9 protein-coding genes and 1 tRNA gene are annotated in these 13,417 nt (G+C 69.9%); 8 read left to right on the forward strand and 2 right to left on the reverse strand.

All coding sequences use genetic code 11. The features are described 5' to 3' along the window. The first annotated feature begins 30 nt into the window (after positions 1-30). Positions 31-1,449, forward strand: a complete 1,419-nt coding sequence (locus OCT48_RS13750; RefSeq protein WP_263589699.1) for an IS1380 family transposase — start codon at positions 31-33, stop codon at positions 1,447-1,449. Between the two features lie 357 nt (positions 1,450-1,806). Here the strand turns inward: OCT48_RS13750 and OCT48_RS13755 are convergent. Both OCT48_RS13755 and OCT48_RS13760 read right to left on the reverse strand, forming a co-directional pair. Continuing rightward, positions 1,807-1,883: transfer RNA gene (locus OCT48_RS13755), tRNA-Ile, on the reverse strand. A gap of 55 nt (positions 1,884-1,938) precedes the next feature. Continuing rightward, positions 1,939-2,976, reverse strand: coding sequence for a hypothetical protein (locus OCT48_RS13760; RefSeq protein WP_263592623.1), 1,038 nt, complete (start codon positions 2,974-2,976; stop codon positions 1,939-1,941). Positions 2,977-3,046: 70 nt separating this feature from the next. Here OCT48_RS13760 and OCT48_RS13765 point away from each other — a divergent pair, with 70 nt between their 5' ends. From OCT48_RS13765 to OCT48_RS13795, 7 genes are all read left to right on the forward strand, one after another. Further along, positions 3,047-3,664: a hypothetical protein gene (locus OCT48_RS13765; protein ID WP_263589700.1), complete on the forward strand. Its 618-nt coding sequence runs from the start codon at positions 3,047-3,049 to the stop codon at positions 3,662-3,664. 303 nt (positions 3,665-3,967) lie between these two features. Beyond that, entirely contained in the window at positions 3,968-6,100 is a 2,133-nt protein-coding gene (locus OCT48_RS13770) for a TonB-dependent receptor (RefSeq protein WP_263589701.1), read from the forward strand. Between the two features lie 190 nt (positions 6,101-6,290). Continuing rightward, positions 6,291-7,487, forward strand: coding sequence for an MFS transporter (locus tag OCT48_RS13775; protein ID WP_263589702.1), 1,197 nt, complete (start codon positions 6,291-6,293; stop codon positions 7,485-7,487). Between the two features lie 92 nt (positions 7,488-7,579). Next, complete coding sequence (locus tag OCT48_RS13780) at positions 7,580-9,334, forward strand: IucA/IucC family protein (protein ID WP_263589703.1); 1,755 nt, start codon at positions 7,580-7,582, stop codon at positions 9,332-9,334. Further along, positions 9,331-10,248 carry a GNAT family N-acetyltransferase gene (locus tag OCT48_RS13785; RefSeq protein WP_263589704.1) on the forward strand — a complete coding sequence of 306 codons (918 nt, stop codon included), beginning with the start codon at positions 9,331-9,333 and terminating at the stop codon, positions 10,246-10,248. The genes OCT48_RS13780 and OCT48_RS13785 overlap by 4 nt, the downstream gene beginning before the upstream one ends. Further along, positions 10,248-12,053: an IucA/IucC family protein gene (locus OCT48_RS13790; protein WP_263589705.1), complete on the forward strand. Its 1,806-nt coding sequence runs from the start codon at positions 10,248-10,250 to the stop codon at positions 12,051-12,053. Before OCT48_RS13785 ends, OCT48_RS13790 begins: the two co-directional genes overlap by 1 nt. Further along, positions 12,046-13,353: a lysine N(6)-hydroxylase/L-ornithine N(5)-oxygenase family protein gene (locus tag OCT48_RS13795; RefSeq protein WP_263589706.1), complete on the forward strand. Its 1,308-nt coding sequence runs from the start codon at positions 12,046-12,048 to the stop codon at positions 13,351-13,353. The genes OCT48_RS13790 and OCT48_RS13795 overlap by 8 nt, the downstream gene beginning before the upstream one ends. Positions 13,354-13,417 lie beyond the last annotated feature (64 nt).

The raw sequence follows: 13,417 nt of genomic DNA on the forward strand, positions 1-13,417 counted from the left end.
TGGCGAGTGGTTTCCTCTTGTAGAATCAAGATGTTCCTGGCAGAACACGATTCAAGAGGACCACTCGCCATGGGTGAAACCCTAACGACCTGGTCGCCCTCGTGCAACGGCTCCGTCCGTGTTGAGCTGACCGGCGAGCGCACGACCAGCGACAGCGGCGCTCTGCTGCTGCGTGAAGCCCTCGATAACAGTGGCGTGATCGAGGCGCTGGAGGACAACCTGGTCGACCCGCGCCACCCGCTGCGTATCCGCCACTCGCTGGCCAGTCAGCTGCGCACCCTGGTGTTGCAGCGTGCGATGGGATGGATCGACCTCAGCGATACCGACACGTTGCGTCGTGACCCGCTCTGGCAGCTGGCCTGCAGCGATGCTCGCGGGACGACGCCATTGGCGCAAGATCGACCGTCTCAAGCCACGCTGTCGCGTCTGCTGACCTGCCTCGGGCGCAACGACAACATCGATGCCGTGCACGAGGGCCTGCTGCGACTGGTGGTCTGGCGTCTGACCTCACTGAAGAATGGCGAACGCCCCGAGCAATTGACCTTGGACATCGACGGCCTTCCGATCGAGGTCCATGGTCACCAGGGCGGCTCGGCGTTTCATGGTCTTTACGGTGCACGGATCTACTCGCCGCTGATCGCCTCGCTGGCCGAGACCGGCGACATGCTGGGCGGGCTGCTGCGCGAGGGCAACGCCGGCCCGGCCGAGAATGCCGATACCTGGATCCCGCACTTGGTACGCCGGCTCAACGAGAGCCTCGGGGCCAGTGTCCGGGTGCGCATCGATGCGGGCTTCACCGACAACGACACGCTGGAGGCCCTGGAAGATCGCGGCATCGAGTATCTGGGCCGGCTGCGCAGTCACTCGGGGCTTCAGAAGCTGGCGGCGCCGTACCTGAAGCGGCCGCGAGGCCGCCCACCCGAGCAGCCTCGGGAGTGGTGCCACGACCTTGAGTACCAAGCCGGTTCCTGGCCGGCGCCGCGACGCGTGGTGCTGGTGGTGCAGGAACGCCCCGATGATCTGCTGCTGCATGCCTTCTTCCTGGTCACCAACCTCGGCAAGTTCGACTGGCCGCCGGAGAAGGTCCTGGCGCTCTACCGCAAGCGCGGCAGCGCCGAAGCGCACATGGGCGAGGTGAAGTCGGCGTTGGATGTGCATCTCTCGTCGACCGATCGCGGCGCCTCCACCGTCCAGGACGTCATGGCCCGCAACGAGGTGAGCCTGCTGCTGAGCCTCTACGCCTACCAGGTGCTGCATGGGCTGAGGCGCCTGCTGGAGAGCCGGACGCTACAGGGTTGGAGCCTGATGCGGATGCGCGAACAGGTGCTCAAGGTCGCGGCCACGCTGACGGTACACGCCCGGCGCATCACGGTTCACCTCGGCGATGCCGCCGACAAATGGTGGCCCACCTTGCTGAAGGGACTGCCTCGGCTGACGGCTCTGGTCTGATCTTCGGCGTCACCACATCCCACGCAGCAGGCAAGGCGACCACAGTGGAGGTCGACGGCCACGGCTGTGCCGGCGATCGACATTGATTCCTAAAAGCTATAAAAAAGGCCGGCCAAAAGCTGAGTCGGGTATAGGTCAACCGGCTACCACGCGGCCGCACGACGTTGAAGTGGGTCGATACCGGCAACCCATTGGCTCAACACCCTCATTCGGCACCCTGATGAATGAGGCGGGTTCATTAGATTTAAGCACGCATCGCTACGAAATCTTGATTGCTGGCTACTTGGACACGATGTAGACAGGTACAGCCAAGAACAGCGCGAGGAGGGAAGAAAGCAAGCGTAACTGCTTGAATTCTGGTGGGCCCAGCTGGACTCGAACCAGCGACCAAGGGATTATGAGTCCCCTGCTCTAACCAACTGAGCTATAGGCCCGGAAGCGCGGGCGTATGATAGCGAAAGCCGCTGGCCGAGGCCAGCGGCGCGGCCCTCAGTCGATGCGGAGGATGGTGTAGGGCGCCTCGCAGGCGTGGCGCTCGTCACGCTCGTCCACGCTGCCCAGGGCCAGGTTGCGGTCGTTGTCGTAGGCCACGAACAGGCGCTCCCGATCCAGCACGGCCAGGCCCTCGGCCTTGTGCTCGAACTCCAGCGGCAGGCCCTCCGGCGTGGTCACCATCGCCGGGGTCCTGCCGGCGCGGAAGTCCTCCAGGCTCATCACCCAGAGGTAGCCGCCGATGTGCTCCTCGCCCTGCGCCTCCACCTCGAAGCTGGTCAGCAGGTAGAGCCTGGCGTGATAGGGATCGTACTCGAGGCTCGAGAGCCCGCAGGCGAAGCGCACGCCCTCCTGGGCATCCGGGTCGAAGCGGAAGTACTCGCGGAGAGCATCGATGAGCTCGATGTTGCCGCCCTCGGTGATCTGGTAGTGGGCGCCCACCACCCGGGAGACGTAGTGGAAGTCGTCATGGGCGTTGCCCTGCTCGCGCACGCCGAACAGCAGCAGGCCGTCGCCGTGGTCGCCGGGCACCGCGGCGAGCCCCTCGATCTTGTAGTAGGGGAAGCCGATGGCGGCATCGAGCTTGCGGCGCAGCTCCAGCGAGCCCTCCACGCCATCGCGGGGGTCGGGGTCCACCACCTGCACCTCGTCGGGCCTGCCGAGCGGCCAGATCAGCAGGTGGTTGTAGTCGTTCAGGGCGTGGCTCTGGTCGTCGATGCGATCGAAGCCGGTCACCGCCAGCACGTGCCGGCCGTCGGTGGTCAGCGCGAAGTCCTCGTACTTCACCGCCTGCTGCAACCGCGCGGCAGTCAGATATTCCAGCCGCATGTCATCCGGGCCCTCGGGCGTCAGCGGCAGGGCGAACACCGCGGAGCGCGCCTCGCCGGGGACCGGCTTGTCGCTGGCCAGCAGCAGCCGCTCGCCGTCGTAGAGCACGGCGGAGATCTCGGCGTTGACGAGCTCGCCCCGCTCGTTGCGCAGGCCGGCGGGGAAACAGTGGATGGTGCCTTGTTGCAGGATCCTGGCGCTACGCATCGCGATTGCCTCCGGCATTGATTACTCTCGAGATCCCTACGCTAACATGCCCGCCGGGAGAATCGCCCCGATGACCACCCAAGCCGTACGATGCCGCCGCCTCGCCTGGCGAGTGGCGTCACTGGCGCTGTCGCTGTCCGGGCTGGTGGCCCTGCCCGCCCAGGCGGCCTGGCAGCTGGAGCCGTCACGCTCACGGCTCGAGGCCACCGTGATCGAGATCACCCCCACCGGGCCGGTGCCCCACCGCCACCAGGTGCGTGAGCTCTCGGGCAGCATCGATGCCGATGGCACCCTGCGCCTGCCGCTGCGACTCAACCAGACCGATGTGCTGGAGCGCCTGGGCCCCCTGCCGCCCTGGCTCGACGGCGTGACCGAGCGGCCCCTGGCGACCCTGGTCACCCGGCTGCCGCCGGCGCGCCTCGATGGCCTGGCGGTGGGCGAATCGCTGACCGAGACGCTGACCTTTCGCGTCGACGCCGAGGGCGTCCGCCGCCAGGAACCGCTGGCGCTGCGCTTCACCCGCGTGGCGACGGATCGCATCCGGGTGGCCAATGCCGAGCGCATCGCCGTGGACGGCCGCGAGCTGATGGCCAACCCGACCCTGCGCACCGTGATCCTGCTGCTCGGCTACGAGCAGATCGGCGACGAGGTGCCGGTCACCCTCGAGGCCACCCTGATCGACCGCTGACGGCCCACCGCGCTCCTCGTCACGGACCACGAGCGGCCGGCACGCCCCGGCATTTCTCCACCACCGGCCCTTGTCCCCTCTCGCCCGCCGCGTCGGGCGGCGGCCAGCCGTCGCGGGCCTGGCCCGTACCAGTCGAACGCGACGCCCGACGGCGCTCACGGCGTCGGCGGCAATCCCCATGGTGTCGCGCCAGCCGGCACGCTGCCGCCGCACCCAATAAAAATACTTCTCATTTGTAATAGCATTCTTTATACTCGGGCGCCGCTAATACATCCAATACCGCATCATTCATCAAGGGAAATCATGAACTCACGCCATCTCACCGCCAGCCTCTCGGTGCTGGCCGGCGCCCTGGCCGGCCCGGCACTCGCCCAGGGAACCCAGGAGCCGGACGTCCAGGACACCATGGTGGTGGTCGGCTCCCGGGCCCCTACCGAGATCAGCCAGATTCCCGGCGCGGTCTGGGTCATCGACCGCGAGCAGTTGCACGAGCAGATCCGTACCGGCGCCGACCTGAAGACCGCCCTGGGCAAGCTGGTGCCGGCCCTGGACCTGGCGCCCCAGGGGCGCACCAACTACGGCCAGAACATGCGCGGCCGCAGTGTCCAGGTGCTCATCGATGGCGTCTCCCTGAACAGCTCCCGCGGCCTCTCCCGCCAGTTCGACGCCATCGACCCCTTCAACATCGAGCGCATCGAGGTGCTCTCCGGCGCCACCAGCCTCTATGGCGGCGGGGCCACCGGCGGCCTCATCAACATCATCACCAAGCGGCCCGAAGCAGGCGACGGCCCCCAGCTCTCCAGCGAGGCCGGGCTGACCACCGGCTTCAATGATGGCGACGACCTGGACTATCGCCTGGCCCAGTCGGTGGGCGGCGGCAACGAGTTCGTCAAGGGGCGTCTCGCCGTGGCCTACCAGGACAACGGCCGCCATTTCGACGCCAGCGGCGATGAGATCTTCCCCGACATCGCCCAGACCGACCTGCAGGACAACCGCAGCATCGACGTCATGGGCAGCCTGGACGTCCAGCTGGCCGAGCAGCAGACCCTCAAGTTCGGCGCCCAGCTCTATCGCTCGCGCTTCGAAGGCGACCGCGGCGTCTACTTCCCCAACCTGGATGCCTCGAGCCCCAACCTGAACGACGCCGAGATCCGCGACGGCCTCGAGTCCGACCGCGACCCGGCCACGGACCGCACGATGGCCAACCTGCAGTACCACCATGCCGACCTGCTGGGCCAGGACTTCTACCTGCAGGCCTTCCATCGCGAGGAGGAGGCCAGCTTCCACGCCTTCCCCTACCCGGACCCCAGCTGGAGCGCCCCCGACTTCTACGAGTTCCGGACCTCCAAGCAGAACACCGAGGTGCAAGGCCTCAAGGCGCTGTTCGACGCCGCCCCCAGCGATGCGCTGTCGGTGACCTACGGCGTGGACTACGACCGGGAAACCTTCGATGCCAACCAGATGATCTTCGACCGCGCCACCACCGATGCCAGCGGTGGCCTGGTGCAGGAGGAGTCCAGCATCGAGCCGCGTTATCCCGGCTACGAGATCGACACCCTCGCCGCCTTCGCCCAGGGGGAGTGGCAGGTCACCGAGGGGCTCCAGCTCTCCGCGGGCGTGCGCCGACAGCACGTCGACGTCGAGGTCGACGACTTCAATGGGGTCCCCGGCGGCGCCAACGACTACGACGCCACCCTGGCCAATGCCGGCGCCCTCTACGACTTCGGCAACGGTCACCAGAGCTGGCTCCAGTACAGCCAGGGCTTCGAGCTGCCGGACCCGGCCAAGTACTACGGCAAGAGCGCCGAGGTGAGCGTGGACGAGAACCCGCTCTCCGCCATCGAGACCGATCAGGTCGAGCTCGGCTGGCGCTACAACGGGGCGGAATGGATGAGCCAGGCGGCGGTCTACTACGCCTGGTCCGACAAGGCGGTGGAAAATGACGAGGACCTCAGCGTCGTCGTGGTCGAGGAGGAGAAGCGCGACTACGGTTTCGAGGGCGCCGTGACCCGCTACTTCGACCGTGGCTTCGAGGCCGGGGGCACCCTGCACCTGGTCCGCTCCGAGCAGAAGAATGCCGACGGCGAGTGGGACAAGCGCGACGCCCGCTACGCCTCGCTCTCCTCCGCCACCGCCTTCGTCGGCTGGTCCGACCTCGAGCGCTCGGCGCGCCTGCAGGCCAGCCGCGCCTTCGACCTGGAAGACGAGGAGGACCGCAAGATCGAGGGCTTCACCACCGTGGACCTGACCCTCGGCCAGCAGACCGAGTTCGGCAGGTTCAGCCTCGGCGTGCAGAACCTGCTCGACAAGCAGTACTCCACGGTGTGGGGGCAGCGCGCGGCGATGTTCTATTCCCCCTACTACGGGCCGGAATACCTCTACGACTACCAGGGACGCGGCCGCACCTACACCCTGAACTGGTCGCTCAACTACTGATCCGCCGACACGCGCGCCTCGATCGTCCTGCGCCCACCCTTGCGGTGGGCGTTTTCTTGCGCGCCTGTTCTCCCCCCTAACCCTCGATCGCCGGCCAAGCGACGACCGCCCGCCATGCGACATCAGCGAGGCTTGACAACACTTCCTTATATAAGAATAATTCTCAATATCAATTGTCGAGAGGTTACCCATGCGCTTCCCTTCCCTGTGGCGAATCAGTGCCTGCGCGGCCCTGCTCGGGCTCGGCCAGAACGGCCTGCTGGTCGCGCTGCCGGTACTGGTGGAGCGCTTCGGCCTGCCGCTGTCACAGTGGGCCGGCCTGATCCTGCTGGGATCGATGCTGTTCCTGGTCGGCAGCCCCTTCTGGGGGCGCGTCGCCGATCGCTACGGACCGCGCCTGGTGGTGATCCAGGCCCTCTCGGGCTATCTGGCCAGCTTCACCCTGATCGGCATCGCCCTCTGGGCCGAGGCTCGGGGCTCCCTCGCCGAGGGCTGGCTGCTGCCGCTGCTGGTCATCGCTCGGGTGCTCTATGGCCTGACCGTATCGGGCATGGTGCCGGCCTGCCAGCAATGGTCCCTGGCGCTGCACGGGGGCGAGGAGCGCCTGCGCGCCCTGGCGGCCGTCAGCGCCGGCCTCAGCGCCGGTCGCCTGCTGGGCCCGTTGCTCGCCGCGGCCAGCCTGAGCCTCTCCGCCTATGCCCCCTTCGGCGTCATGCTGGGTGGCGGCCTGCTCGCCCTGGGCCTGGTGGTCGGCGTGGCGCGCCCCCGGGCGTCGGCCCCCGGCCAGCGGCCGGCGCCGCCTGCCCAGCCGCTCCTCGAGCGTCTTCCCTGCCTGGCCATGGCCCTGCTGCTGGCGATGTCGGTATCCCTGATGCAGTTGGGACTGCCCGATGCCCTGCAGGCCCGGCTCGAGATCGAGGCCACCCGCGCCGGCCACCTGATGGGCGTGCTGCTGTCGCTCGGTGCCCTGGGCGCCCTGGCCATCCAGCTCGGCGTGACGCGCCATCAGCGGCTCGGCGGCTACGTCCTGCTGTTCCTCGGCGCCCTGTGCCTGGTGGCCGGCTACGCCCTCCTGGTCCAGGCGGATGGCATGCCGGGCTTCGCCGCGGGCGTGCTGGTCGCCAGCATCGGCACCGCTATGGCCGTCCCCGGCTATACCGATGCCGCCACCCGCGGCGGCGCGCCGGGCGCCAGCGCCGGCATGCTCGCCATGTCCCATACCCTGGGCTACGGGGCGGCGACCCTGGCGGTGAGCCTGGTGGCCCCCTCGCGCCTGCTCCTGCTGACCCTGGTCGCGGCCCTGCTCTTGCTGCTGCTCGTGCCCGCGGCCAGGACGCACTTCGCGCGGCCGGTCACGGCCCCCTCTACCCCCCCGTCGAACGACTGACCCGAGGTGCCATCACCGGAAGAGACCTTGCTTCAATATTTAATGCTAACTATTATCATTCGTCTTTAGATTAACATTACCGAGGTAGCTCGATGACGACACCCGCCAGCCCCTGCTCCCCCGCCGAGACCGACCCGGCCGCCAGCTGCTTCTTCAACGCGCTGCTGCGCGAGACCGAAGCCTGGCGGCTCGCCACCACGCCGCACGGCGAACGCATCCAGCTGCCCGTCGATGCGGGCGAGCTGCACCTGAGCCTCCTGCACCGCAGCGCCAGCAACGAGTGCCGCTTCGCCTGGCCCATCCTCTGGCACCACCAGGGCCAGACGCGGCCCATCGATTTCGACCAGGCCCTGCCCCGGATCCTGGCCACGCCCGCCCTGGTCGGCGAGCTGGACGCCGAGAGCCGGGCCACCTTCCAGGCTCGGGTGCTGGAGAGCCGGGCCAACACCCGGGCCAGCCTGGCGGAACGCGACGACATCGCGCACCTGCAGCGGGGCCCGCTGACCTTCGCCGAGGCGGAACAGGGCCTGCTGGTGGGGCACGCCTTCCACCCGGCCCCCAAGTCGCGGGCGCCCTTCAGCGAGGCCGAGGCCCGCGACTTCTGCCCCGAGCACCGCGCCCGCTTCGGGCTCGCCTGGTGGGCGGTGGCCCCGGAGCTGGCGGCGGGCGACTCCAGCCGCGCCAGCGGGGCCGCCGAGCTGGCCCGCGAGCTGCTGCCGGAGGCCCTCGCCGCGCGCCTGCCCAGCGACTTCGTGGCCCTGCCCATGCACCCCTGGCAGGCCCAGCGACTGCGCCGCCGGCCCTGGGTGGCCGAGCAGGAGCGGCGAGGCCGCCTGCAGTGGCTGGGCCTCGGCGACGCCCAGTGGCTGCCGACCTCGTCGCACCGCTCGCTCTACGCCGCCGGGGCCCCCTGGATGGTCAAGGGCTCGCTGTCGGCCAGGCTGACCAATTCGCTGCGCCTGCTCAGCGTCAAGGAGGTCCAGCGCGGCCTGAACCTGGATGCCTGGATGCGCGACCTGGCGGTGGAGCGACGCTTCCCGGGCTTCGCCGTGATGCAGGAACCGGCCTGGCTGGGCTGGCGCGACGACAACGGCGAGGTGGACCCGGAGAGCCTGGTGGTGCTGCGCGAGAACCGGCTCGCCGAGGCCCCGGACAGCGAGGCCGTGGTCCTCGCCACCCTGACCCAGCAGCCCCTGACGCCCGGCGGGCAGACGCTGCTCGCCGCCCGCCTGCGCGCCATCGCCGAGGCCCGGGACGAGTCGCCGGCCGAGGTGACCCGCCGCTGGTTCGCCGCCTTCTGCGAGCACGTGCTGACCCCGCTGCTGGGGCTGGCGGTGGAGGACGGCATCGTGCTGCTGGCCCATCAGCAGAACATCGTGGTGCGCCTCGACGACGGCTGGCCGGTGGGCATGTTCTATCGCGACTGCCAGGGCAGCGGCGTCAGCGACCGCTTCCTGGCGCAGCGCGCCGCCCAGGCGACGCCTCCCGAGAACCACTGGTCGCCGGCCACCGTGCGCCGCTACTTCCACTATTACCTGCTGATCAACTCGACCTTCGCCGTCACCAGCGCCCTGGCCGCCGATGGCCTGATCGACGAGGGCCTGCTGCTCGACGACCTGCGCGCCCACTTGGCGGCGCTGCGCGAGCGCCTGGAGGGCGACCCGGATTGCCTGGATCACGCCCTGAACGCGCCACGCCTGGACGCGAAGGGCAACTTCTTCTGCTACCTGAGCGGCGTCAACGAGGCGACCCTGGCCGAGCCGGCCCGCCTCTACCTGCCGCTGGACAACCCCCTGGCGGCCAGCGACGTCGCCTCGCTTCCCCGCGACACAGGAGTCCCCGCATGACCCTCACCCTGGACACCCCCGCCCACGCCCCGGAAACCGCCCTGTCGCCGCTGCCGGACGACGCGGCCCACCTGCAGCGCCGCGACGCCGACGGCGACCGGGCGAACGCCCTGATCGACCGGCTCGATGGCGTCTTCGCCCGCCACCCGGGCCTGTCGCTGCTGGTGCTGGACGATGCCTGGCACTCGCACCCCGACTGGTCCCGCCTGTGCGAGACGCTCGGCGGCGGGCGCATCCTGCGCCGCGACTTCTATCAGCAGCCCTGGCACTGGCTCCAGCACCCGCCGGCGACGCCGCAGGACACGCCCTTCGATGCCGAGGCCGGTCATCCGCGGCGTCCGCCGCAACCCCAGGGTCCCCTCTACCGGCGCTTCGATCCCCGCCTGGAACGCACCTTCTCCCTGCGGCTCGTCGAGCCCGAACGGGACCTGGAACGCTTCGTGCGCTGGATGCACCTGCCGCGGGTCGCCGAGTTCTGGGAGCAGGCCTGGCCCGAGGCCGAGCTCGCCGACTTCCTCGCCGAGCGTCTCGCCGACCCGCACACCCTGCCGCTGATCGGCGAGTTCGACGACCGGCCCTTCGGCTACTTCGAGGTCTACTGGGCCGCCGAGGATCGCCTGGCGCCCCATTACCCCTGGGCCCCCTTCGATCGCGGCCTGCACCTGCTGGTGGGCGAGGAGGACGTGCGCGGCCCGGCCTTCGTCGACGCCTGGCTGGGCGGGCTGTCCCATTACGCCTACCTGGCCGAGCCGCGCACCCGGCGCCTGGTGCTGGAGCCGCGCCACGACAACCAGCGCCTCTTCCGGCACCTGGAGCGCCTGGGCCTGTTGCGGCTGCGCGACTTCGACTTCCCCCACAAGCGCTCCAGCCTGGTGATGGGCCTGCGCGAACGCTTCTTCGCGGAGGTGATGTGATGGAGCGCCTCGACCACAGCCTGGCGCCCCACTGGGCGGCGGCCAACCGCGCGCTGATCGCCAAGATGATCGGCGAGCTGGGCTACGAGCAGGTGATCGGCCCCGACACCGACGGCGAGGGCTTCCGTCTCGACCTCGGCGGCGCCGCCTGGCGCTTTCGGGCCACGCCCACCCTGTGGGGCCAGCTGCGGGTGGACCCGGACAGCCTGAGCCCCCCGCCCGATACCGGCCTCGAGGCCGCCGATTTCCTCCTCCAGCTGGCCCCGGTGCTGGGCATGAGCGACGCCCAGGTGGCCGAGCACCTGGAGGATCTCTTCGCCACCCTGCGGGCCGACTGCCGGCTGCGCGAGGCGCGTGGCGACCTGAGCGCCGACGACGCCATTCGCCTGGCCGAGCCAGAGCGCCAGCGCCTGCTCGACGGCCACCCCAAGTTCCTGTTCAACAAGGGCCGCCGCGGCTGGGGGCTGGAGGCCCTGGCGCGCTTCGCCCCCGAGCACGGCGCCAGCTTCCGCCTCGGCTGGGTGGCCGTGACCGCCGAAGCCCTGGAGAGCGGTAGCGGGCCGGTGGATGCCGCCGCCCTGCTCGACTCGGCCCTGGACGCCGCCGAACGCACCCGCCTGGAGCAGGCCCTGGCCGCCCGGGTCGCCGAGCCCGCCGCCTACCGCCTGCTGCCGGTCCACCCCTGGCAGTGGCAACAATGGCTCGGCCCCCTGCACGTCGCCGATATCGCCCAAGGGCGCCTGCACTACCTCGGCGAGTTCGGCGATGCCTACGCCCCCCAGCAATCGCTGCGGACCCTGACCAACGTCAGCCGGCCGGCGGCCTACGACATCAAGCTGCCGCTGACCATCATGAACACCTCCTGCTACCGCGGCATCCCCGGCCGCTTCCTGCTCGCCGGGCCGGCCGCCTCGGCCTGGCTCAAGGCCAGGAGCCGCGACGACGAGGAGTTCGCCCGGATCCACCTGGAGGTGCTCGCCGAGCCCGCCGGGGCCGTGCTGCCGCATGCCCAGTACGCCCGCCTGGATCAGGCGCCGTACCGCTACCGGGAACTCTTCGGGGTGATCTGGCGCGAGGCCTTGGCCCCGCGCCTGGCCGCCAACGAGCAGGCGCTGCTGATGGCCGAGCTGATGCAGAGCGACGAGGCCGGGCGCCCCTGGCTGGCCGCCTACCTGGCGGCGGCCGGCGCCGAGGGAGGCGAGGCGGCCGAGGCCTGGCTGCGCCGGATGTTCGAGGTGAGCGTGGTGCCCCTCTGGCACCTGATGTGCCGCTACGGGATGTCGCTGATCGCCCACGGCCAGAACCTCACCCTGATCCTGCGCGACGGCTGGCCGCACCGGCTGGCGCTGAAGGACTTCCAGGGCGACCTGCGCCTGGTCGACGAGGACTTCCCCGAGGCCGCCGATCTCCCGGCCGAGCTCAAGGCGGTCACGGTGCGCCTGCCCCCGGAGAAGCTGATCCACGACCTGCAGACGGGGCACTTCGTCACCACCCTGCGCTTCATCGCCCCGCTGGCGGCGCACGGCGGCGTCTCGGAAGCCCGCTTCTACCGGCTGTGCGGCGAGGTGCTCGACGCCTATCGGGCCCGTCACCCGGCGCTGGCCGAGCGCTTCGCCCGCTTCGACCTGTTCGCGCCGCGCATCCTGCGCCTGACCCTCAATCGCGCCAAGTTCCTGCACCCCACCGACAGCGCCGCCGACCGCATGCTGGCGGAGATGGACCTGAGGGTCGACAACCCGCTGCATCGCGCCGCGCGGCCGAATGCCGCCGACGCGCCCCTCGCACAGGAGGTGTCCGATGACTGATTCCCGCGTTCTCGACCTGGCCGGCCTGGGGGCCGGCCCCTTCAACCTGAGCATCGCCGCCCTGGCCGACTCGCATCTGCCGGACCTCGCCACCCGCTTCTTCGAGCGCCGCCGCGACCCCTCCTGGCACCCCGGCCTGATGCTGCCCGACACCCATCTGCAGACCGGTTTCCTCAAGGACCTGGTCACGGCGGTGGCCCCGGACAGCCGCCACTCCTTCCTCAGCTACCTGGTCGCCCATCGGCGCTTCTACCGTTTCCTCAACACCGAGACGGGCACCGTGAGCCGTGCCGAGTTCTCCGACTACCTGCGCTGGGCCGCCCGGCGCCTGGACAACGTCAGCCTGGGCGAGCCGGTGCGCGAGGTCATGCTGGACAGGGCCGGCTTCCGGCTGCGTACCGACCACGGCGACTACCGGGCCCGCCACCTCAGCCTGGGCACCGGCAAGCGGCCCTGGCTGCCGGACTTCGCCAGTGCCTACCAGGGGCCCCACTGCCTGCATGCCGCCGACATCGCCCACCATCGCCGCGACTTCAGCGGACGTCGCGTGGTGATCGTCGGGGGCGGGCAGAGCGGCGCCGACGTCTTCCTCAATGCCCTGCGCGGTCACTGGGGGCAGCCCAGGGCACTAAGCTGGGTCTCGCGGCGGCGCAACTTCGAGCCCCTCGACGAGACGGCCTTCACCAACGAATACTTCACCCCGGACTACACTCGGCTGTTCCACGGCCTGCCCCGCGACGTCCGCGAGCGCGAGGTGGCGGCCCAGAAGCTGGCCAGCGACGGCATCACCCCGGCCGCCCTGCAAGCCCTGTACCGCGAGCTGTACCACCGCTTCGACGTGCTCGGCGAGCCCCGCTGGGCGAGCCTCCACCCCCATCGCGAGGCCATCGACCTGAAGCGTCATGGCCTGGGGTTCGAGCTGACCACCGCCCATGGCCTCACCGGCCAGCGGGAAGACTTCGCGGCCGACATCGTCATCTTCGCCACCGGCTTCCGCTCCCATCTGCCGGAATGCCTGGCGCCCCTGGCGGAACGCCTCGAGCGTGACGAACATGACGAGCTGGTGCTGGGACCGCACTTCGAGGTGCGCTGGGACGGCCCCGCCGCCCACCGTCTCTATGCGGTCAACGCCGGCCGGCACAGCCACGGCATCGCCGAACCCCAGCTGTCGTTGATGCCCTGGCGCTCGGCGACCATCCTCAACCATGCCGCCGGCCGGGAAGTCTTCGACCTGCGCGACGACGCCGGCCCCATCGACTGGCAGCCCGCGGCGGCCGCCGACTTGGCCCAGGTCATCTAGGAGCCGAGGTGTCATGGCCGGGAAGCGGGGCCGCGACACCTCAATTGATAACCGTTATTGCTTA

The sequence above is a fragment of the Halomonas sp. M4R1S46 genome, from assembly GCF_025725685.1.
Taxonomy (GTDB): Bacteria; Pseudomonadota; Gammaproteobacteria; order Pseudomonadales; family Halomonadaceae; genus Halomonas.